The 22,119-nt window shown below is 62.0% G+C and carries 20 protein-coding genes; 6 read left to right on the plus strand and 14 right to left on the minus strand.

Annotation, left to right across the window (positions count from 1 at the left end; genetic code table 11):
- Positions 1–22 precede the first annotated feature (22 nt).
- From metX to ATE48_RS05350, 3 genes are read left to right on the plus strand one after another with little or no spacing between them, the layout of a single operon-like run.
- Positions 23–1,192 carry a homoserine O-acetyltransferase MetX gene (gene metX, locus ATE48_RS05340; RefSeq protein ID WP_066768572.1) on the plus strand — a complete coding sequence of 390 codons (1,170 nt, stop codon included), beginning with the start codon at positions 23–25 and terminating at the stop codon, positions 1,190–1,192.
- The gene (locus tag ATE48_RS05345) at positions 1,189–1,812 is read left to right on the plus strand and encodes a methionine biosynthesis protein MetW (protein WP_228126800.1); all 624 of its coding nucleotides are present in this window, start codon (positions 1,189–1,191) and stop codon (positions 1,810–1,812) included. Before metX ends, ATE48_RS05345 begins: the two co-directional genes overlap by 4 nt.
- A 10-nt stretch (positions 1,813–1,822) precedes the next feature.
- Positions 1,823–2,914, plus strand: a complete 1,092-nt coding sequence (locus ATE48_RS05350; protein ID WP_066768579.1) for a DUF2235 domain-containing protein — start codon at positions 1,823–1,825, stop codon at positions 2,912–2,914.
- Here ATE48_RS05350 and ATE48_RS05355 read toward each other — a convergent pair.
- The 3 genes from ATE48_RS05355 to ATE48_RS05365 all read right to left on the minus strand — a co-directional run bounded on the left by ATE48_RS05355 (position 2,911) and on the right by ATE48_RS05365 (position 5,400).
- On the minus strand, positions 2,911–4,155 hold the full coding sequence (locus ATE48_RS05355) for an acetyltransferase domain-containing protein (protein WP_066768580.1): 1,245 nt from the start codon (positions 4,153–4,155) through the stop codon (positions 2,911–2,913). The two genes, ATE48_RS05350 and ATE48_RS05355, sit on opposite strands and share 4 nt — an antisense overlap.
- A 76-nt stretch (positions 4,156–4,231) precedes the next feature.
- A complete protein-coding gene (locus ATE48_RS05360; RefSeq protein WP_066768582.1) occupies positions 4,232–4,846 on the minus strand; it encodes a ChrR family anti-sigma-E factor in 615 nt (204 codons plus the stop codon).
- Positions 4,843–5,400 carry a sigma-70 family RNA polymerase sigma factor gene (locus ATE48_RS05365; RefSeq protein WP_066768585.1) on the minus strand — a complete coding sequence of 186 codons (558 nt, stop codon included), beginning with the start codon at positions 5,398–5,400 and terminating at the stop codon, positions 4,843–4,845. The genes ATE48_RS05360 and ATE48_RS05365 overlap by 4 nt, the downstream gene beginning before the upstream one ends.
- A 182-nt stretch (positions 5,401–5,582) precedes the next feature.
- Here ATE48_RS05365 and ATE48_RS05370 point away from each other — a divergent pair, with 182 nt between their 5' ends.
- Positions 5,583–6,935 carry an NAD(P)/FAD-dependent oxidoreductase gene (locus tag ATE48_RS05370; protein WP_066768588.1) on the plus strand — a complete coding sequence of 451 codons (1,353 nt, stop codon included), beginning with the start codon at positions 5,583–5,585 and terminating at the stop codon, positions 6,933–6,935.
- Positions 6,932–7,690 (plus strand): DUF1365 domain-containing protein, encoded by a 759-nt coding sequence (locus ATE48_RS05375; RefSeq protein WP_066768593.1) that lies wholly within the window; start codon positions 6,932–6,934, stop codon positions 7,688–7,690. Before ATE48_RS05370 ends, ATE48_RS05375 begins: the two co-directional genes overlap by 4 nt.
- 44 nt (positions 7,691–7,734) lie before the next feature.
- On the opposite strand, the gene ATE48_RS05380 is transcribed toward ATE48_RS05375, so the two are convergent.
- From ATE48_RS05380 to ATE48_RS05390, 3 genes are all read right to left on the minus strand, one after another.
- Positions 7,735–9,573 (minus strand): DUF885 domain-containing protein, encoded by a 1,839-nt coding sequence (locus ATE48_RS05380; RefSeq protein ID WP_066768597.1) that lies wholly within the window; start codon positions 9,571–9,573, stop codon positions 7,735–7,737.
- 123 nt (positions 9,574–9,696) lie between these two features.
- Entirely contained in the window at positions 9,697–10,041 is a 345-nt protein-coding gene (locus ATE48_RS05385) for a P-II family nitrogen regulator (RefSeq protein WP_066768605.1), read from the minus strand.
- Between the two features lie 21 nt (positions 10,042–10,062).
- Positions 10,063–10,812: a methyltransferase domain-containing protein gene (locus tag ATE48_RS05390; RefSeq protein WP_066768608.1), complete on the minus strand. Its 750-nt coding sequence runs from the start codon at positions 10,810–10,812 to the stop codon at positions 10,063–10,065.
- Positions 10,813–10,836: 24 nt separating this feature from the next.
- Here ATE48_RS05390 and gloB point away from each other — a divergent pair, with 24 nt between their 5' ends.
- Positions 10,837–11,586 (plus strand): hydroxyacylglutathione hydrolase, encoded by a 750-nt coding sequence (gloB, locus tag ATE48_RS05395; RefSeq protein ID WP_066768611.1) that lies wholly within the window; start codon positions 10,837–10,839, stop codon positions 11,584–11,586.
- Positions 11,587–11,619: 33 nt separating this feature from the next.
- On the opposite strand, the gene ATE48_RS19340 is transcribed toward gloB, so the two are convergent.
- The 8 genes from ATE48_RS19340 to ATE48_RS05440 form a co-directional block, all read right to left on the minus strand.
- Positions 11,620–12,378 carry a DUF4908 domain-containing protein gene (locus ATE48_RS19340; RefSeq protein ID WP_228126801.1) on the minus strand — a complete coding sequence of 253 codons (759 nt, stop codon included), beginning with the start codon at positions 12,376–12,378 and terminating at the stop codon, positions 11,620–11,622.
- An 88-nt stretch (positions 12,379–12,466) separates the two neighbouring features.
- Positions 12,467–12,874, minus strand: a complete 408-nt coding sequence (locus ATE48_RS05410; RefSeq protein WP_066768620.1) for a hypothetical protein — start codon at positions 12,872–12,874, stop codon at positions 12,467–12,469.
- A gap of 66 nt (positions 12,875–12,940) precedes the next feature.
- Positions 12,941–15,760 (minus strand): M16 family metallopeptidase, encoded by a 2,820-nt coding sequence (locus ATE48_RS05415; protein ID WP_066768623.1) that lies wholly within the window; start codon positions 15,758–15,760, stop codon positions 12,941–12,943.
- 105 nt (positions 15,761–15,865) lie between these two features.
- A complete protein-coding gene (gene metH / locus ATE48_RS05420; RefSeq protein WP_066768626.1) occupies positions 15,866–18,520 on the minus strand; it encodes a methionine synthase in 2,655 nt (884 codons plus the stop codon).
- Positions 18,517–19,020, minus strand: a complete 504-nt coding sequence (locus ATE48_RS05425; RefSeq protein ID WP_066768628.1) for a hypothetical protein — start codon at positions 19,018–19,020, stop codon at positions 18,517–18,519. Before ATE48_RS05425 ends, metH begins: the two co-directional genes overlap by 4 nt.
- A complete protein-coding gene (locus tag ATE48_RS05430) occupies positions 19,017–20,081 on the minus strand; it encodes a homocysteine S-methyltransferase family protein (RefSeq protein WP_156767610.1) in 1,065 nt (354 codons plus the stop codon). The genes ATE48_RS05425 and ATE48_RS05430 overlap by 4 nt, the downstream gene beginning before the upstream one ends.
- Entirely contained in the window at positions 20,078–20,989 is a 912-nt protein-coding gene (metF, locus tag ATE48_RS05435) for a methylenetetrahydrofolate reductase [NAD(P)H] (protein ID WP_066768631.1), read from the minus strand. The genes ATE48_RS05430 and metF overlap by 4 nt, the downstream gene beginning before the upstream one ends.
- A complete protein-coding gene (locus ATE48_RS05440; protein ID WP_228126802.1) occupies positions 20,986–21,909 on the minus strand; it encodes an ArsR/SmtB family transcription factor in 924 nt (307 codons plus the stop codon). The genes metF and ATE48_RS05440 overlap by 4 nt, the downstream gene beginning before the upstream one ends.
- Positions 21,910–22,119: the final 210 nt, after the last annotated feature.

A 22,119-nucleotide genomic window follows, 5' to 3' on the forward strand; every position in this document is an offset into this window, starting at 1 on the left:
GACGCAGTTTATACACGCCCACATGATTCATGCAGGTGGCGCAGCAGCGAAACTTCAGGCGGCGGGCGGCGTACGCTCACTGGCGTTTGACGCGTCAACACCGCTGCAATTGTCGAGCGGCGAGGCTTTGGCGCCCCTCGCGGTGGCGTTCGAAACCTACGGCGCGCTAAATCCAGATCGCACCAACGCGGTTTTGGTCTGCCATTCCCTGACGGGCGATCAGTTCGTCGCGAGCCCGAACCCAATCACGGGACGTCCCGCTTGGTGGCCACGCATTGTAGGGCCGGGCCGCCCGATCGACACCAACCGGTTCTTCGTTATTTGCTCGAACGTGCTCGGCGGCTCGATGGGTACGACTGGTCCCGGCACGATTGCGCCGGACGGCCTGCCCCACTCTTTGCGGCTGCCGGCGATTACGATGGCGGATGCCGTGCGCGCTCAAGCCATGCTGGTTGAAGCTTTGGGCATCGAAAACCTCTTCTGCGTGATCGGCCCCGGCATGGGCGGCATGCAGGCGCTGCAATGGGCGAGCGCCTATCCAAAGCGTGTGTTCTCGTGCGTCACGGTGGCGGCGGCTGCCAAGCAATCGGCGCAGAACATTGCGCTCGCTGAACTTGGCCGCCAAGCGATCATGGCTGACCCCGATTGGCGCAATGGCGCCTACCTTCAGCACGGCGTACGGCCCACACGTGGCGGCAGCGTTGCACGTACATCCGCGCAGCTGGCGGGGCTATCCGCGCAAGATGTGCGCTCGCGCTTCGAAAGTGCGCGAACCCAGGAGCGCTTTGCATTCAACGCGGAAGGCGCAAACGACACCATGCGCCAACAGCAAGGCGCCGGCTTCGTCGATCGCTTCGACGCCAATTCGTACCTTTATCTCTCGCGCGCGATGGATGGCTTCGATCTGGGGGCCGATTTCGGCGGCCGTTTGTCGAACGCGTTCCAAGGCGGCGCTACACGCCACGGCGTCTTTTCTTTCTCCAGCGACTGGCGCTATCCGCCAGAAGAAGGCCGCGAGATCGCGCGTGCGCTGGCGGCGGCAGGCGCCGAAGCCTCGTTCCTCGAAATCACCAGCGCACAGGGTCACGACGCCTACATGGGCAATGAGCCCGCGTTCGAAGCGGCGTTGACCGGCTTCATCGATGCATCCGCCGCCGCTCGCGGGCTGGCGCTCAATGGCGGAGGCGCATGATGGCGCAACTCGAACTGGTTCACCCTACTCCGCTTGAACTCACCAGCGCCGAGCCACGCGGGGATCATTTGGTGATCTCGCGCATGGTCAACGAAGGCGCTCGCGTGCTCGATGTTGGCTGCGGCGACGGCGCACTGATGCAATTGTTGGCGCGTGAGCGCGGCGCGCGCGTGCGCGGATTGGAAATGGATCCAAACAAGGCGCATCGCTGCGTGGTGCGCGGCATGTCGGTCGTGCAAGGCGATGCCGAACGCGACTTGAACGAATTCCCGAGCGGCGCCTTCGACTACGTCATTTTCTCGCGCACGCTGCAGCAACTGCGCCGGCCACAAGCTGCGCTGAAGCAAGCGGCGCGCATTGGTGAGCGCGTCATCGTGTCGATCAGCAATGCCGGCCGCTGGGACAAGCGCTTTCAGCTGCTCGGCAAAGGCCGACTGGGCGAAAGTGAATGGCTACACCGCTACACGGTTCGCGATTTCGCAGACCTTGCCCGCGACATGCGCCTCGGCATCGAACGCGCGGCGCCGCTCTCGCACGGGCATGCCGGCGCGCCGTTCGCCAAGACCATCTGGCGCGCGAACTGGTTCTGCGAAGAAGCCGTGTTCTTGCTGACGCCATGAGACGCCCAAGATGAAGCGTCTGGTGATCTGTTGCGACGGCACCTGGCAGCGCCTTTACGGCGACAGCCTCACGAACGTCGCGCTGACGGCGCGATCAGTGGCGTCGCGGGACGCCAAAGGGAATCTGCAAATCGTCTACTACTCGGCGGGCGTCGGCGCGTCGCTGGATAAGGTCAGCCTTTGGCAGGGCATGACCGGCGACGACCTGGACGACAACCTGCTGGATGCTTGGCTCTTCATCAACCTGAACTACGAACCCGGCGATCAGATCTATCTCTTCGGGTTTTCGCGCGGGGCCTACACGGTGCGCTCGCTCGCTGGATTGCTGCGAAAGATTGGGGTGCTGCGGCGCGAGCATGTCGACAAATCGCGACAAGCACTGGAACTCTACCGTCACCGCGAACTTTCAGCCGATAGCGAAGAAGCTGAGCGCTTCCGCATGGCGCATGCGATTGCATGGCCAAGGCTTGCCCGCCCGTTCACGTCGCCGCCGGTTGACCTATCGATCCGCTATCTTGGCGTTTGGGACACGGTGGGGCAGCTGGGCATTCCACGGATCTTGCCAATCTCGATTGGTCTTAACGCGCAATATGAGTTTCACGACACAGCGCTATCGCGGTGCGTTGAGCACGCGCGCCACGCGGTCGCGATAGATGAACGGCGCGCTGCGTTCACGCCGACGCTATGGAGCAATATCGACGCCTTCAACACGCCAGGCACCCGGCCACGCGTGGCGCAACAATGGTTCCCCGGAGACCATGGCGGCGTTGGCGGCGGTGCGGCGCGTGGGCTTTCAAATTGCGCGCTGATGTGGGTGCTGGAAGGGGCGGAGCTGGCGGGGCTGGCGATCGCGCGTGAGCCGGGCTCGGTGATTTCCGGGTGTCTTGCGGATATCGATCCGATCACGCCCTCCGTGGACGGCAAGGGCTTTCCAATCATGCGCGCGCTGACCTCGCGCTGGCGCACCGGGCTCAATCGCTACGAGGACTTACACGAAACGGCGCGCCTACGCTTTGCGGCAAACCCAAACTACCGGCCGCCTTTGCTGACGCCTTACGCCGATCGCATCGCAGCGTCCGTGCAAATGCGCCAAGCGGCTTAAAGATAAGACAGCCACCAGTCGCGGCGGCGCGCTTTTAGTCCCTGCCAATAACGGCAGAGCGGATAAAGCAACGCCAGCACGATGATCCACGCCAGATAAACCCAACCTAGACTAAAGCCGAGCCCTTCGAGCTTTTCGGGCGAGACGAAGACATTGATCATGTAATTGAACAACCCCTCCGGGTTATTGCCGGCCGCCGCGTTGGCCGCGATGGCGAGGAGATGGATAAGATAGATGTGCAGCACGTAGAAGAAAAACGGCACGGCGCCGAACGTGTTGAGCACTGAAGCCACCGGGCCGCGCAGGCGCGCGAAGAGCGGCCAGAGCGTGAACATGATGCCGAGCGTCACCAGCGCAAATTGCAAGGATGGCGGATACTTCTGGACGTCGAAAAACACCATGAAGGCGGCGCCCATCGAACTTTGCGTGCGCCAATCGCGCCACTCGCCTTCTGGTCCGGTGGTGAAGGCGGGATCGCCATAGATCATCGATCCGCGCAACACGAGAAACGCGAACAACATCGCAAGGCCGAACATGAAGATTGTGCGCGTGCGCTTCTCTGAGGGTTCGGTGAATACGCCGCCAAGGCCATACCCCAATGCGGCAACGCCGATCCATGGCAACACGGGATATGCGAACAAGCCGACAGGTGCGCCGCCTACGAAGACGGGACCGCCGTCGTGCAAGAAACTCCAAACCATGCCGAGCTGTTCGGCGCTCAAGGGATCCAGGAGGTTGTGGCCGGCTACAATGATGATGCCGATGGCCAGCACGGCCTGGCGCGGCAGCCAGATAAGCGCCGCTAAAGCGAGCATGCTGAAGCCTATGGCCCAGATGACTTGCATGAAGAACGGGTACGGAAAGCCGAAGGACCAGCCGAAACTAATCACCGTCATTTCCAAAAAGATGAGCCACAGTCCACGCGTCACAAGAAAGCGCGAGAGCTGAGCTGTGCTTTTGCCCTTCGCGAACTGTAAGTAAGCGGAGACGCCGGTCAGCAAGACAAAGGTCGGCGCGCAAAGGTGCGTGACCCAGCGCGTGATATAGAGCGCTGGCGTCGTCGTTGTGGGGTCGAGCAGATTTCCGCCGATCCCAGCCATGCCGGGGCCGCCGAGGAAATAATCGCGGACGTGATCAAGCGCCATCAAGACGATCACGAAACCGCGCATCATGTCGATTTCGGATATGCGCCCGCCCGTTGCGAGCGGCGACGATGCAACCGAGCCAGTGTTCGCAGTCATTGAGGCGCTCCCGGCCAGTCTTGAGCCCGGAGCTATGCCCTAGCTTGCGTGGGATGACGAGATGCCGCCGTCGATCTCAGACGTTCGCGTAGGCGAACGCCAACTGACCCAACAACCCTTGCGCCTTTAGACGGCCCTCGGTCGCGAACAGACAGACACAGTCTTCCTCTCCCTCGACCACCGGCAGGTGATTTAAGTCGTCATAGGCGGCCGCAAAGTCGCCTGCGGCGTAAAGACCGGTCTCATCACGGAACGCACCTTTAAGGACAGTGCAAAACTCCGCGCCGGAATGACCGTGCCGGGCGGCAGGTTTACCAGGCGCGACCGACAGCAAATAAACGCGGTCTTCGGCGGCGTGCGGCGTATCGAGGGCAGCCACCCAAACGCCAGGCGCAATCCACTTCTTCTGCTTCAGCGGCAAACGCTCGATGAAGGAACGCTTGTCTGCCGCGGCCGGCTGTTGCGGCTTGTCCAAACGCGCCAGGACATCATCGAGGGCGCCGGCGCCGATCGCCGTCTCGGGCATGTCCTTCAAAGCTGCGCCCGAAGCTGCTTCGAACGATGCGACACGTGCACGGCAATGCGCACAAGCTTCAAGGTGCGCGGCTACAACTAGCCCGAAGCCGGGCTCAAGCGCGCCTGCCGTGTATTCAGCAAGGATATCGTCGGTGGGGTGTTGGCGCGGACTCACTTGTATTGCTCCCAATGCGCACGCAGCTTCATGAGCGCTAGCCGCAAACGCGATTTAACCGTGCCAAGCGGAAGCGATAAGCGCTCCGCGATTTCTGAATGCGGCCGATCCTCGAAAAACGAGAGCTGAACGACTTCGCGCTGATCCGGCGACAACGTTGCCAAAGCCTGCTCGACCTGAGCTTCGGTCTGACCACGAACGGCCGCGTCGTCGGGCGATTCATCGTCGCTCTCTTCACTGAGTATGGTCGTCTGCCGATACGCCAGCTCTGTTTTCTCGCGGCGCAGTTTGTCGATCCATGCGTTCCGGGCGATGACGAAAATCCAGGTCGAGGCCTTCGCCTTGGCCGCGTCGAATGAGGCCGCTCGACGCCAAATCGAGACCATGGCGTCCTGCATCAAGTCTTCGGCGACTGCCGCGGGTGCGCCGAGACGAATGAGATAGCCCTTCACCTTGCCAGCATAGGCGCCGAACAGGCGCGCAAACGCCACGCGGTCACCCTGAGCGACCAGGACAAGCAATTGTTCATCTGACTTGACGGCGCGCTCATCCACGACCCGCGACCTCCGGCGTAGAGGACGCGCCACCGGAACGGGGCTGGGAGCGTAGGCCATCGCACACATTGAGCATCATACGCGCGGGCGCCGGGGCCGGATCACAGTGAACCGCGGGCGCGCACCAGCCGTATCTTGACCCATACCAGCCTGCGTTAGGCGCGCTGGAGCGGGAACAATCGATGGCCTTTACCTCCAGCAGCAATGCGCGCCGCCAAAATATCGCTGTGATTGGCTCGGGCATAGCCGGAATGTCCGCGGCATGGCTGCTGAGCCAAAAGCACGACGTCACGGTTTATGAAAAGAATGGCCGCCTGGGTGGGCATTCTAACACCGTGACGGTTGAGACCAGCCTCGGCCCCACGCCGGTCGATACTGGCTTCATCGTCTTTAACGACGCCACCTACCCCAATCTGATCGCTCTGTTCCAACACCTCGGCGTCGAGACCAAGGTGTCGGACATGTCCTTCGGCGTTTCGCTCCGCGGCGGCGACACGGAATACTCTTCCGTCGACACATCGGCCTTCTTGTGTGGCGGGCGCAATCTTATCAGCCCGCGCTTCTGGTCAATGACGTGGGACCTATTGCGGTTCTATCGGCGCGCGCCGCTGGAGCTGCTGGCGACACGCGATTCAATGATCTCGCTTGGGGAATACCTGGATCACAACGGTTACGGCGATGCCTTCCAGCGTGATCACCTTCTGCCCCAGGCAGCTGCGATCTGGTCAGCGTCGATGGGTGACATTCACCACTACCCTGCGTGCGCTTTCGTTCGCTTCTTCGAAAACCATGGCCTCTTGAAACTCAAAGGCCGCCCAGCTTGGCGCACGGTTGAAGGCGGCAGCCGCGCCTACGTAGAGAAATTGACAGCCAATTTTGCCGATCGCGCTCGTCTCAATGCAGGCGCTGTTTCAGTTCGGCGCGAGGCTGGCGGCGTTTGGGTGCGTGACGCGCACGGCCGCGTGGAGCGCTACGACGATGTCGTTATCGCGACGCATGGCGATGAAGCACTTGCAATGCTTGAAGACCCAAGCGCCGAAGAGCGCGCGCTGCTGGGCGCCTTCCGGTACGCGAAAAATCGCGCCGTCCTCCACACAGACACGTCGTTTATGCCGCGCCGCGAGCCGCTTTGGGCGAGCTGGAACTATGTCGGCGACAGCCCGGAAGGCGGGTGCGTGGTCAGTTATTGGATGAACAAACTGCAGAACATCCAAAGCCGCGAGCAGATTTTTCTCACCTTAAATCCGCGCAGCGAGCCTCGCGCGGAGACAGTGCTCTACGAGACGAGCTACGATCACCCGCTTTTCGACGCGGCGGCGATCCGGGCTCAAGAGCGCCTCTGGTCTTTGCAGGGCGTGCGCAACACCTGGTTCTGCGGCGCGCACTTCGGTTCAGGCTTCCACGAAGATGGCCTGCAATCGGGCCTCGCCGTTGCGGAGCAACTCGGCGACGTGCGCCGCCCATGGCGCGTGGACAATGAATCCGGTCGCATCCACGTCAGCGCGCCAGCGCTGCCGCCTGCGGTTGCGGCATGAACGCGATCTACACCGGACACGTGGCCCACGTGCGGCCAGGCAAGCATCGGCTGCGCTATCCGGTGTTCATGTTGACGCTTGATCTCGACGAAATGCCCACCGGGATGAAGTTACTGAAGCACAACCATGGTGCGCTGTTTTCGTTTTTCGATCGCGACCATGCAGATCGACGCGACGCTCCGCTGAAACCACAGATCGAAGCAAAACTTCGCGATGCGGGCATTGCATGGAGTGGTGGGCGGGTCGTGCTGCTGACGATGCCCCGGCTCTTCAACTACGTGTTCAATCCGCTCAGCGTTTACTTCTGCTATCATCCCGACGGATCGGTGGCCGCGCTTGTCCACGAAGTGTCCAACACGTTCGGCGAAAGCCATTTTTACGTATTGCCACCGCGGATGGAGCCCAATGGCGCGCTCACGCAGAACTGCGCGAAGGCGTTCTTCGTCTCGCCATTCCTCGAAGGCGGCCTCCGATACGAGTTCAACATTACCCCGCCCGGAGAGCGAGTGTCTGTCGGAATGATCGTTCGGCGCGGCGACGACGTCGCCCTCACAGCATCGTTCGCGGGGACGCACCTTGAGCTCACCGACGCACATCTTTTTCGTGTGTGGCTCGCCAACCCGCTGATGACCTTCAAGGTCATTGCCGGCATTCATTGGGAAGCGCTGCTCATGTGGCTCAAAGGCGTGCGCTTTCTCGGCAGACGCAGACAAATCCCCCGCCCGGAAGTCCGAGAAAAGAAAGCGGCGGCGTGAGTGTCCCCACGCCGCCGCCTGCCGTTCTTTCGAACTGCTTTGTCTTAGTTCTGCGCCGGCCCTGAGACCGTTGCGACCCACTGGCTGACCAGCGATTCCGTGACTGAGAGCGGCGTCGAGCCGTTCGTCAGCACCGCATCGTGGAAGCCCTTCAGATCGAAGTTGGCGCCGAGCGTCGTGCGTGCGCCTTCGCGCATGCGGTTCAAGGCTTGGCGGCCAACCATGTAGCTGCAGGCTTGGCCCGGCCACACGCAATAGCGTTCGATTTCCGTGGTGACGTTCGAACGTTGATCGCCGGTGGCTGCAACCATCGAGTCGATCGCCTGCTCACGGGTCCAGCGCTTCGAGTGGAGACCCGTATCGCAAACGAGACGCGAAGCGCGGAACGTCGCCGATTGCAGGTAACCGATCTTGCCGAACGGATCGTTGGCATACATGCCCATCTCATCGGCGAGTTGTTCAGCGTAGAGACCCCAACCTTCAGCGTAGGCACTAAAGCCCAGCAGCGCGCTACGAATGAACGGGATCGAGCCCGACTCTTGCTGGATTGCGATCTGCCAATGGTGGCCCGGGACGCCCTCGTGATAGGTGAGCGTCGGCAGCGTGAACTTGGGCCATTCCGTCGCCGGATCGCGCAGGTTGATGTAGTACGCGCCAGGACGCGAACCATCGAGAGCTGCGCCTTGATAGTAGCCGCCGGGAGCGCCGGCCTGGGTGTATTCAGGCACGCGCTTGATCTCGAGCGGCGCGCGCGCCTGCACGCCGCACACTTCCGGCATACGCGCGCGGATTGCAGCGACCTGCGCGTTGAGGTCGGCAAGCAAACGCTCACGGCCCGCATCCGTGCTCGGATAGATTTGATCCGGGCGGCGGCCGAGCGCGCCAATGCGTTCAGCGACTGAGCCGCGCGTCATGCCTTGTGCACGCAGGATCGTGTCCATCTCCGCCGTGAACTGCGCGATGAGGTCGAGACCCATTTGGTGGATTTCGTCCGGGGCCATCGAGGTCGTGGTGTAAGCCTTGAGGGCGGTGGCGTAGAGCGCCTCGCCGTCGGGCAATTTCCACACGCCGGCGTCATGGGTCGCGCGCGGACGGATCGCGGTGATCGCATCGATCTGACGCTGATAAGCCGGCAGAACCGTGTCGCGTACGATCGTCTCGGCTTGAGCGAGCAGCGTCGCCTTGTCGGCGTCGGTAATGTCGGCCACGCCCGCGAGACGTTGCTGGAACGAGGACACCAGAACGGTTTGCGCCGGCGCGGCGCCGCGGAAGGCGCCGAGCTGGGCCAACGCGCCATCAAGGGCGAAGTCAGGCGCGATCACGCCATCGCCCGCATCAAGACCAATGCGCTCGGACTCTTGATCGAGCACGCGGCCATAGGCCGTGAGGCGCGCGAGATAAGCGTCAGCTTGCTCACGGTTGGTGACCGGGTGCTGGCTTGCGAGGAAGTCCGGGATGTTCGTGTATGCGCCAGTGAGCTGGGTGACGGTGTACGGCGCTTGAGCGCCGCCGCCGGTCTTGTAATGCGACGAGGCGATTCCATCCTGAAGCGCGGTCAAGACGACATCGTGCGTGACTGCGTCTTGGGCCGAGAGCGAGTCACGGCTGATCGCTTCGAGTTGAGTGACGGCGTTTTGCGAAATCTGCAGCATGCGTTCAGCGCCGGCGCGCGACGCATCGCTCAAGCGATCGATGTAGCGGCCGCCGGCTTGCTCTTCAGAGATCGAGAGCGAAGTGGAGTATTCCGGCAGTTCACGCAGGATGTCCGTCGAGAGACGATCGAGAATGCCATTGAGATCGCCAGCGGAGGCCGTACGCGAGCACGCAGCGAGGACGAAGCCTGCCGCTGATGCGCCCAGAAGTGAGCGCCGTGAAAGTTCCATGGGTAATTCCCCTTCAGAGGCTAAGGTTGCCTGCCGTCGGCGATCCTAGCCCAATCGCAGGCTGCCGCATCGGGGGTGCGACGAACGGCCTTGTGGGTACGATGTGGCGGCTCAGCCGCCATTTTAGGTTTCGACGGCTGCCTGCCCGGTTTCACCGGTACGAATCCGCAAGATGCTGTCCAGATCGGCGACCCAGATCTTGCCGTCGCCGATCTTCCCGGTTTTTGCGGCTTCGCTGATAGCCTCAATGATCCGCTCGACGGCGTCCGCCTGAGCGACGATTTCGAGCTTCATCTTAGGCAGCAGTTTCACTTCGTACTCGGCGCCGCGATAGACTTCCGTCTTGCCCTTCTGGCGACCGAAGCCACGCACCTCCGAAACGGTGATGCCACCGCAACCAACTTCCTTCAGTGCGTCTAGCACTGGATCGAGACGGCTTGGTTTGATGATAGCGGTGATGAGTTTCATGACGCAGCCCTACGCCAATACTTAGGTGTCGCGATTGTTCTCGGGCAAGGCGCCTTTCGTCTCAGGACGTTTTCGCGGCGGAGCTTTGGCCAAAAGGACACGCCCCTCAGATCGCGCCGTGGTTGCGTAGAGCCGCTTCACTGCCTCCATGAGCACCAAGCCGCCCTGCGCAGGCCAGAGCAACTCGCCAACGCGTTCGAACGGCTCGGCAGCGCCCGCCGCCCGGCGCCATGGCGGAACGTACAGCGCGCGCGCAGAAACCACCGGCTCGAACATGGAATCGCCGAGCAATGCCGCGAGCTGCGTGCGCGAATACGGGCGGCCATAGCCGAAGGGCGATGCGTCCGATTGCGCCCATAGGCTCCAGCGGTTTGAAGCGATGACGACGAGCCGCCCTTCGGGGGCCATGACCCGCCAAACTTCGCGCAGCATGGCGTGGACAGCGTCGCACTCCTCCAGCGCATGCACGAGCAACACCCGGTCAAACACTGCATCCATGAACGGCAGGCGCGCTTCTTCCGAGAGAGTCGTGGCGACCTTACCGTTGGCGGGCCAGGGCTCAACGCCTTGCGCGGCAGGCATAGTCACAACCACGCGCCGCGCAGCGGCCCGAAATCGATCGAGATATGGCGTTGGGTAACCCACACCTAAAACATCGAGGCCATCAGCATGCGGCCACAGCGCCGCTAGTCGCCGCGCCGCAGCCCGACGCGCCGCTTCGCCCAAGGACGAAGCGTAAAAGCGCTGGAGAGCGAGAACATCGACGCGCATGGCTTCTGAGGGCTAAGCTAGGAAATGCTTCAAATCCATCAATTCCCCTGCCTCTCCGACAATTACGGGTTCCTTGTCCATGATCCGGCAACGGGCGCGACGGCAACGATCGACACGCCGGACGCTGAAGAGATCTTGCGCCAAGCCGACGCGCGGAACTGGCGCATTACCGATATCTGGAACACGCACTGGCATCCTGACCACGCTGGCGGCAATGCGGCGATCAAGGCCAAGACTGGCGCTGCGGTGACGGGGCCATCTGAAGTTGAGCGCATCGGGTTGGCGCCGGATCGCATCGTCGATGAAGGCGATCGCGTGCACCTTGGCGGCGCCGAGGCGCGCGTCTTGAACGTGGGCGGGCATACGCTGGGGCACATCGCTTTTGTGTTTGATGCGGACAAGGTCGCATTCGTTGGCGACGCGCTGTTCGCTCTTGGTTGCGGACGCCTGTTTGAGGGCACGCCACAACAGATGTGGGCGAGTTTGCAGAAACTCGCAGCGCTACCGGACGATGCGACGTTGTACTGCGCACACGAATATACGCAGTCGAATGCCCGCTTTGCGTTGTCCGTCGACCCGCAAAACCAGGCTTTGGTGAAACGCGCCGCTGAGATTGATCAATTGCGCGCCGCGGGAAAACCAACGGTGCCGATGACATTGCGCATTGAAAAGGAAACCAACCCCTTCTTGCGCGCGCCGGCTTTGATGCCAGAGATCGCGGATTGGGAGGCGTTCGCGGACATCCGCAAGCGCAAGGACAATTTCAAAGGCTAAGAAAAAGCCGCCTCCTTGGGCGGCGTTTGCGTCTTACTGTTCGGGGCCTTGCACCTGCCCCATCACGACATTGCGGATGGCGCTGGAGGAAGGGCGCCCAGCATAGCCGAGCTGAGGGGCAACCTGGATGAGGAGCGTATCGCCACGAAGCGCAACCGCGGGTGCGCGGCCTATCACGATGATGACGTGGCGCACGTTTGTCAGCGGCGCTTCAGTGAGGCCTTCGGCGGCGCGCTCGGCGGCGTCGGTCACGACGCCGGCCGCGAGCGGCGTCATTTGCGCCGGCACCGTGAACAGCACCGGCTGACCAATGCTGCGGCGCGCGCGATTTTGAATGCTGCGGAAGCGCGCCTGCATTTCGGCAAACGCCAGCTCTTCCGGCGTCAGCGGCGCGACGCGCCCCTCTTCCGAAGCGGCCGCGCCGGTGCGGTTGGCGCGGGTGTAGACCGTAATCCCGCCATGCGAGGTGACGCGCAGACGAACATCGCCGTTCTCTGATTGGAAAATCTCATCGCCCCCCGCACCCATTGTCGGGCGAAGCACATGGACTTCGGGATCACCCTCGAATTGCACCAGGGCGGCGCGGCCGCCGGAGCGATCGAGCACGAAGCGGACAGAACCGTCGGGCGTCGCGTAGCGGCTCGCACCGGCGGTGACGGGGACGAGACGTTGCGGGGCGGCGTTGGGCTGTTGCTGCTGAGCTTGGGCGATACCGGGGACGGCAAGAGTCAACGCGGCGGCGATAACCGCAGCGCCCCTCCCGTAAATGCTCTGCCCGATTCCCTGGCTCATGCAGGCAGACAAGAGCGCTTCGAAGGGGGCAGTATTTTGGCGGTGTTGCAGGCGCCCGGCGCCACTGTTGCGGCAAAGCCGCACTAATTTAGACCGACTTGGTCTCATGACCCGCTGCGATCGCATCCGGCGTCGGCTTCACCCGGAGCGGGTGCTGCGGTTTCGGATCGGCGTTTGAGGCCATTTCAAAGGCAGCAGGAGCCGCCTCGAACGCGGTTTCATGCGCGACCTGCACGGCTTCGATGAACAGGCTCGCCCGGTCAGGGCGCGATTCAAGCACAAAGCGCACCGGGCGCGCCTCTGCCGAAGTTGTGGATAAAATCGGTGCAGCGCGCGGCGCAGCGGCCGGAATTTCCGGCGGGATACGCAAAACGACTCGCTGGCCCGTCCGCGGCGGATCGATGATCGAGAGATCGCCAGCCACGCCTGCCGCAAAGGAGAGCGTGCTCAAACCAATCGCGACGAAGGCGACACGAATGAAGTTCTGACCGGCCATCTCTGGCCAGAATTAACCGAGTCGCGCGGCGCCGTCACGGACCTATCCATGACGGCGCCGGCGAGCCTAGCGCAGCGATTCTGTATCGAGGTTTAGTTCCGAAGCCGGAATTCGCTCGGCATTTGGCCGTACGCGACGGAGACCGTCGTAGAAGTGTTGGGCATCGCCCACCACCACCACGTCGGCGCGGTTCGCGTCGAAGTATCGTTGGGCCGCAGCCTGCGCTTGGGCCGGCGTCACCGCGGTCACGTCAGCAACGTAGGCGCCGAGGCGCTCAGGTGGCAAACCATAGAGTGCGAGCGTCGAGATTTGGCCGGCGAGGCCGGCGGTTGTCTCGATTGTGCGGCCGAAGCTGCCGATCAGGACTGCTTTGCGGGCAGTGAGTTCGGCCACCGGCACCGGTTCGGCGCCAATCCGCGTGATCTCGGTGCGCATCAGATCATAAACCTGAACCGCCGCATCATTTCGTGTTTGCGCAGACGCGATGATCGGCCCCGGCGCCATGCGCGCCTGCAGGCTTGAATTCGCGCCGTAAGACAGACCACGACGGATGCGGATCTCAGTGTTGAGACGCGCCGAGTAGCCGCCGCCGAGGACATTGTTGGCGACCAGAAGCGGGAAATAGTCCGCATCAGTACGCGCAACGCCACGCAACCCCATCAGAACCGCGGCCTGGCCGGTGTCTGGCAGATCAACAACGATGGTGCGCGAGGGAGCGGCGTACGCCGTAGCGTCCGGGCGGGGGGGCAAGGGCGTGGACGGGCGAGCCCAGTTGCCGAAATAGTTCTCGGCCAGCGCGAAGCCTTCCTGCGCCGAGACATCGCCCGTGATCACGAGCACGGCGTTATCAGGGCGCCAGTACGCGCTGTGATAGTTCGCCATGTCGTCGCGCGTGATGGCGCCAAGGGTCGTTGGAGATGCAATCGCGCCGTAAGGCGCCGTGCCGTAGATGGCGCGCGTCATCGCAAAGCTCGCAATGCCGCCTGGTTGGCTCAGGGCCACTTGCAGACCATCGAGCGCTTGCGACTTTGCGCGATCAAGCTCTTCAGCGGCGAAGGCTGGATTGCGAACCACGTCAGCGAAGACGGTGAACGCTTCTTGCGCGCGGTCGCTGCGGGTTTGCAGCGAAACGGCGGAAGAATCCCAGCCGGCGCCCGAGCCGATAGAAGCGCCGAGCGATTCAATCTGGCTGGCGATCTCGGTTGCGCTGCGCGTGGTGGTGCCGCGCGTCAGCAAATCGCCCGTCATACTGGCAACGCCTGCACGGTTTGCGGGATCAGACGCAGAGCCGGAGGCGACGCGGAAATCGGCGCTAATCAGCGGGATGTCGCGGTTCGGCGCCACGATGACGCGAACGCCGTTGGCTAAGGTGCGTTGTGACGCCGCCGGGATGCGCGCATCGATTGGTGTCGAAGCAGTAGGCGGCTGTTCACGCTGACCTTCAGGCGCGAGCGTGTAAGTCGTGATTTCAGAGGCCGGGATGTTGATCGTGCGCGCCTGGATGCGCGAGGAGGTCTGGATCGTATCGCCGGTACGGCCCTGCTCTTCCGGCAAATAGCGCACAACGGCGCGGCGGTTCTCATCGAAAATGCGGCGGGCGACTCGTTGAACGTCTGCGGCAGTCGTCGCTTGGATCGCTGCAAGCAAACGATCAGCATAGCCCGCGTCGCCATAGCGGATCACCGAGTCAGCCAGTTCGTCGGCGCGGCCCTCGGCCGTTTCGCGACCCTGCAAAGTCGCAGTGACGATTTCGTTCTTGGCTTCCTCGAGCTCAGCTTGCGTGACCAACGTATCGCGGAAACGAGCGATCTGCGCGGCGAGCGCAGCTTGCCCCGCTTCGGCTGATTGACCGTCTGACAAGATCGCGAAGACGCCATAGGCGCCTGGGTCCTGCGTGGCCTCAAGGTTTGTGAAGACCTGGGCGGCGATCTGCTGATCATAGACGAGCGAGTTATAGAGACGTGAATTCTCACCCGTAGACATGATGCCGTCGATCACCATCAGAACGGGAATGTCTGGATCGGTTGCGGCAGGCTGCGGGTACGAAATCATCACGGCCGGGAGCGGCACGTTGGGCGCATAAACAGTGTACTCGCGCGGCTGCGTACGAACGGGCTCCGTCGGATAATCGCGCGGGATGGCGCGATCCGGGCTGGCGATGTCGCCGAAATACTGATCGACCCAAGCATCGAGCTGCGCTTGATCGAAATTGCCGGAGACGACGAGGATGGCGTTGTCCGGACGATAATACTGCGCGTGGAAGGCGCGAACGTCGGCGACTGTGGCGGCGTCGAGATCTTCGATTGAGCCAATGCCGGGGCGGCCGTAGGGGTGAACGTCATAGTTCACCTGCGGCAAGAACAGATAGAACAGGCGACCATAGGGCGAAGCAAGGACGCGCTGGCGCAGCTCTTCCTTCACAACGTCGCGCTCTGAATCAAAGCTCTCTTCGTTGACGACGAGCGAGCCCATGCGATCGGCCTCCGCCCACAGCACGCGCTGCAGATGGTTGGCGGGCACCACTTCGTAATAATTGGTGAAATCGTCGTAGGTCGAGGCGTTGTTGTAACCACCGACATCTTCCGTCAGCCGGTCAAAGAATTGCTCCGGCATGTTGCGCGTCGACTTGAACATGATGTGTTCGAAGAGGTGCGCAAAGCCTGAGCGACCAGCCGGGTCATCGACTGAGCCGACATCGTACCAAACTTGAACTGACACGTTTGCCGTATTGCGATCCGGCATGGCGTAAACGCGCAGCCCATTTGCCAGCGTGCGCGTGGTATAGGCGAGCGGCGCGACTTCTAGCGTGCCAGATTGCGGCGTGGACGAAGAAGCGCACGCAGCAAGCGCCAGCGCGGCGGCAACGAACGTGATCAGACGTTTCATGGAAGGTCCCCGAGAGATTCGAGGCGTTCTAGCAGCCGCCCGCCGCCCGGAGCCACCCCGGATGCGACGATTGCGGCTCTGTGACGGACGAACGGGGCGAGTTCCCTACCCCGCCGCCTTCAGCAGCGGATCATACGCCAGGATCGGTGACAGCCACCGCTCAGCCGTCGCAAGGTCCCAGCCCTTGCGACGCGCATAGTCCTCGACCTGATCGCGATCGATCTTGCCAGTGCCGAAATACTCAGATTGCGGGTGCGCGAAGTAGAGACCGCTCACGGAGGATGGCGGCGTCATCGCCATACTTTCTGTGAGGTCTATACCGGTGCGCGGCGTTGCTTCGAGCAGATCGAAGATCGTGCGCTTCTCCGTGTGGTCAGGTTGGGCCGGATAACCGGGCGCCGGACGAATACCGCGATACTTTTCGGCGATCATATCGTCGGCGCTCAGCGCCTCATCCTTGGCGTAGCCCCAAAGCTCACGACGCACCTTCGCATGCATCGCTTCGGCGAACGCTTCGGCCAAGCGGTCACAGAGCGCCTGAGCCATAATCGCCGAGTAGTCATCGTTCGCGCGCTTGAAGCGGATTGAGACATTCTCTTCGCCGATTCCTGCGGTGACAGCGAAGGCGCCGACATAATCGGACGTACCGGTCGGCGCGATATAGTCGGCGAGCGCCGCGTTAAACTTACCCTCGCCCTTGTCGATCTGTTGGCGCAGCGTGTGCAGCCTTGCGAGTTCGCTTGTGCGCGTCTCGTCGCGCCATAACACGACATCGTCGCCATCGCGGTTAGCCGGCCAGAAGCCGACGGCCCCAGAGGCCCTCACCCATTTCTCAGCGACGAGCTGCTTAAGCATCGCTTTGGCGTCGCGATAAAGATTGCGCGCCGCCTCGCCGACGATGTCGTCTTCGAGAATAGCGGGGTAGCGTCCAATCAGATCCCACGAGGCAAAGAACGGCGTCCAATCGATATACGGCACGAGGTCTTCGAGCGGATAGTTCTCGAACGAACGCACCCCAAGGAAGCTTGGCGTGGTCGGCGCGAACGCCAATTTAGGCGCGCGCTCGCGGGCCTTTGCTAGCGGCAAGCGCGGGCGTTTGTCTTGGCCGGAGAAATACGCCTCGCGCGCCGCGTCGTATTCAGCGCGCGTCTCGGAAACCAGCTTATCGCGATCAGCACCGAGCAACTTTTGCACCACCGGCACGGCTTTGGAGGCATCAGGCACGTAAAGGATCGGACCTTGATAGGCGGGCGCAATCTTCACAGCGGTGTGAGTGCGCGAGGTGGTGGCGCCGCCGATCAACAAGGGAAGATTGAGGCCCAAACGTTGCATTTCGCTGGCCACGAACACCATTTCATCGAGCGAAGGCGTGATAAGCCCGGACAGGCCAATCGCATCGGCGCCAATTTCCTTGGCACGCTCAAGGATACGATCGCACGGCACCATCACGCCTAGATCGTCGATCTCGTAGCCGTTACATTGCAGCACAACGCCGACGATATTCTTGCCGATATCGTGCACGTCGCCCTTCACGGTCGCCATCACGATCTTGCCGTTGGATTTGCCGGCAAGACCAAGGCGCTCCTTCTCCTCATCCATGAACGGAACAAGATGCGCGACAGCCTGCTTCATGACGCGCGCTGACTTCACAACTTGCGGCAGGAACATCTTGCCGGCGCCGAACAGATCGCCAACGACGGACATGCCGTCCATCAACGGACCTTCGATCACGTGAAGCGGACGCTCGGCTTGGAGGCGCGCTTCTTCGGTGTCCTCAACGATGAATTCGTTGACGCCGTGAACCAGCGCGTGGGTCAACCGCTCGTTCACCGGCTTTTGGCGCCAGGAAAGGTCGCGCTCCTCGCCCTTCTTCTTGCCGCCTGCCTTTGCGCGTTCGGCGATTTCCAACAAGCGCTCCGTCGCATCGTCGCGGCGATTGAGCAGTACGTCTTCGACGCGATCACGCAATTGCGGTTCGACGTCATCGTACAGTGTCAACGAACCGGCGTTTACGATGCCCATGTCCATGCCTGCGCGAATGGCATGGTAGAGGAATACGGCGTGCATAGCCTCGCGCACCGGCTCATTGCCACGGAACGAGAAGGAGACGTTGGAAACGCCGCCTGAGACGTGCGCGTGTGGAAGTTCTGAGCGGATGTAGGCCGTCGCTTCGAAGAAGGCCTTGGCGTAGTCGGCATGTTCTTCTATGCCGGTCGCGACCGCGAAGATATTCGGATCGAAGATAATGTCTTCCGGCGGAAAGCCGATATCGACCAAGAGCCGATAGGCGCGGGTGCAGATTTCAATCTTGCGCTTTGCCGTATCCGCTTGCCCCTGCTCGTCGAAGGCCATGACCACCGTGGCGGCGCCGTAGCGGCGCACTCTGCGCGCGTGCGCGATGAAGGCGTCTTCACCTTCCTTCATCGAGATCGAATTCACGACCGACTTGCCCTGCGCGCATTTCAGCCCTGCTTCGATCACCTCCCACTTGGAGCTATCGATCATCAGCGGAATGCGCGCGATATCGGGCTCTGATGCGACGAGATTGAGAAAGCGCTTCATCGCGGCTGGGCCGTCGATCATTGCGGCGTCGACGTTCACATCGAGAACGTTGGCGCCGCTCTCGACTTGCTGACGCGCGACGACGAGAGCGCCGGCGTAATCGTCTGCCTCGATCAGCTTGCGAAACTTCGCCGAGCCGGTGACGTTGGTACGCTCGCCGATGACGACGAAATTGGCGAAAGGATTAGCGCTGCTCATGCTGATCTCGACAAGCTCTTGCGCACGAAACTGATGCGCATCGGGCGGCCTTTTTTGAAGGCTGTGGATATTAAGTGATCGATTTGGCCGCGTGCATCGGCCGGGGGCCGCCCTTTGAAAGCCCAGACCGCGTCAACGAAAGCGGCGAACGCGGGGTGTGTGACCATTGGGCGGCGACCGATCTCGGTCCAGCCGCGTTCAAAGGCGCCGCCAAAACTGTCGTTATCGCGCGAGAGCGCGCCGAGGCGCTCCAAGAACCAATCGCCGTAGGAGCGCCTCGAAGCGGATTGAGTGGTGGTGTCGGCGCACTGCACGTCTTTGTTGAGCGCGTGCCGCAACTCGATGAGATCGCCATAACGGCGCGTGCATTCCATCAGAACGCCTGCGAATTTTTCGAGCCGGCTATTGCGGGTCGCTTCACGAATGGTCTGCACGGCGATAGCCGCGCCCACGAGGGTCACGATCAGCGTCAGCCACTCTGGACTAAATTCAATCCTCATGCCGCTGCCGTGAAGGGTTCAAGGCCGGCAAGTTTCATGCGCTCGTCGTGCGCATTGGGAATGCGTGGTTTTACACCTTCGACAGCGTGCTTCAGATGCGCGATGTGCTCGGGCGTGGTTCCGCAGCAGCCGCCGGCAATGTTCAGCAGGCCTGCGCGCGCCCACTCGGCGTAATGCACCTCCATCGAAAGCGGCGTCTCGTCGTAACCGCCCATCGCATTTGGCAAGCCGGCGTTCGGATAGGCGCTTACCGCGCATTCGGCTACGCGCGACAAATCGGCAAGGAACGCGCGCATGTCGGCGGGGCCTAGAGCGCAATTCAAGCCGATTGCCCAGGGCTTGGCGTGGCGGACGGAATTGTAAAACGCCTCGACGGTCTGGCCCGATAGCGTGCGGCCAGAACGATCCGTGATGGTGCCGCTGATCCAAATTGGAAGCTCGACGCCGGTCTTGTCGAACGCTTCCCACGCGCCCCAGAGCGCACTCTTGCAATTTAGCGTATCGGTGATGGTCTCGATCAGCAGCAAATCGGCGCCGCCTTCGATCAGACCCAGCGTTTGCTCTTCGTAGTTTGAGGCCATCGTGTCGAAGTCACTGTCACGACGGCCCGGATCGCCAACTTCGGGCGACATCGAGAGCAACTTGGTTGTCGGGCCGAGTGCGCCCGCAACGGCGCGCGGCCTGCCATCTGCCTGTTCAAACTTATCACACGCCGCCCGCGCCAAGCGAGCGCCCTCAAGGTTCAACTCGAAGCTGATAGCTTCCAAAGCATACTCAGCTTGGCTGATGCGCGTGGCGCTGAAGGTGTTGGTCTCGATGATGTCGACACCAGCAGCGAGATACGCATCGTGCACCTTGGTGATGATTTCGGGGCGCGTGAGCGACAGCAGATCGTTGTTGCCCTTCAGCGGGCTTGCATGATCGGCAAAGCGCGTTCCGTGGAAATCTTCGGATTGCAAACCGAAGCCCTGCAAGTAGGCGCCCATGGATCCATCAAGGATCAGAAGTCGCTTAGCCATTTCGGCATTCAGCGCGGCCAAACGATCTTCGCGCTTCATCATGGGGTTTGCTCCTTTGCGCGTACACCGAGGATACGGCAGATAGAGTATGTAAGGTCAGCGCGGTTCAGCGTGTAGAAGTGGAAGTCCTCGACCCCTTCCGCCGCCAGGCGCGCACAAAGCTGCGCGGTGGTCACTGCAGTGACGAGACGGCGCGTTTCTGGATCATCGTCCAGCCCCTCGAACAGGCGCACCATCCAGCGCGGCAGCGTTGCGCCGCAGGCTTCCACCATTTTGCGGAGACCATTCACGTTCGTCACCGGCATAATTCCAGGCAAGATCGGCGCGTAGACGCCGGCGCGCGCCAGCCGGTCGCGGAAGCGCAAGAAGATATCGGCCTCGAAGAAAAATTGCGAGATGCCGCGCGTAGCGCCGGCCGCGAGCTTGCGTTTGAAATTGACGATGTCGTGCTCGAAGTTCGCACTCGAGGGATGTTTTTCGGGGTGAACGGCGACGGAAATATCGAAAGCGCCGATACGGGAGGCAGCTTCAACCAACTCAATGGCGCTCGCATAGCCATTCGGGTGCTGCAGGTAAGGCATGCCGACGCCGCCAGGCGGGTCGCCGCGCAACGCCACGATACGACGTACTCCAGCGCGCCAGTAATCGCGCAAGACGGCGTCCACTTCGGTGCGGCTCGCAGCGACGGTGGTGAGGTGCGCGGCCGGCTTCAGCGACGTTTCGCTGACCATGCGTGCGACCGTTCGGTGCGTACGGTCGCGCGTAGAGCCGCCTGCGCCGTAGGTCACCGACACAAAGCTCGGCGCAAGCGGTTCAAGCTTGCGGATAGAGGCCCAAAGATCAGCTTCGAGCTTTTCACTCTTGGGCGGAAAAAACTCGAACGACACCCTCGTCTCGCGCTTGCGCGTAGAGGTATCAACGATCAGATCTTGAAGGTGTTCAACGCTCATGGCTTGACCCCAGCCCAGATTTTTACGGTGAGCGCCTCGCGCTTATTTGGCGCGAGCGTCGTTGTTTTCGGACGCGACAGACCCGCCGCCTCACACCATTCGGCGATTTCCGCATCGCTAAAGCCGAGACGGCGGTGTGCATGCTCTTCACGGAGGAATTCGAGCGCGTGCGGCGCAAAATCTACAATCACGAGCCGGCCACCTTTCGCCAGAAGGCGCGCGGCCTCGCCAATGGCGCGCCCTGGATCGGACAGGAAGTGCAAAACCTGGTGGATGGTGACAAGATCGGCTGCGCCACTCTCGATCGGCGGCGCATAGGCGTCACCGAATTGTACGGCGGCTTTCGCCTTCAAATCATCCAGCGACGCACGCGCGATCGCGAGCATCTGCCGCGAGGTATCGAAGCCCTCGGCGCGGCGCACGCGATCGGCAAAGAGCTGGATCATGCGGCCTTGACCAACGCCAACATCGACCATCAGGTCAAAAGGACCAGCGCCCGCCGCTTCCAAAATAGCACTATCGATATCTGCTTCGGGCAAGTGCAACGCGCGAACGCGATCCCAGTCGGCAGCGTTGCGTTCGAAGTATGCTGCAGCGGCGTCATCACGCGCAGCGCGAATTTCGTGAAGGCGGTCGGCATCGCGCGCCAACACCGGGTCACTTGGATCCAACATCGCCAGCGCGGCCTCAGCGAACTGACGCTCGGTCGTGTGCGCGCGCGCCAGACGATAGAACACCCAGGCCCCCTCGGGTGCGCGCTCTACGAGGCCGGCCTCAGTCAGCAATTTCAAATGCCGGCTCACGCGTGGCTGGCTCTGACCCAAGGCCTGCGCGAGCTCACCGACGGCCAGTTCGCCTTCTGTCAGCAATGCGAGCGCGCGAAGCCGTGTTTGCTCTCCGGCCGCCCGTAGGGCCGCCACGACGCGATCCGCATCGCGCAACTCCGGGACCGGCTGAGTTGGAGATATAAACATATCTTTATATGACACGAGCGAAGCGGAGTTGGCTAGCGCATCGGCGCCAAAGCGCTTCGTGGCAGGGGATAAGTTTGCGTCTGAGTGTTGCCCGTGCGCCTCTTAGAAAAATTATCTATTTAAATCAAATGGATACGACAGAACAGCGCGCGCTGC

Source organism: Candidatus Viadribacter manganicus (genome assembly GCF_001679665.1).
Lineage (GTDB): Bacteria > Pseudomonadota > Alphaproteobacteria > Caulobacterales > Aquidulcibacteraceae > Vitreimonas > Vitreimonas manganica.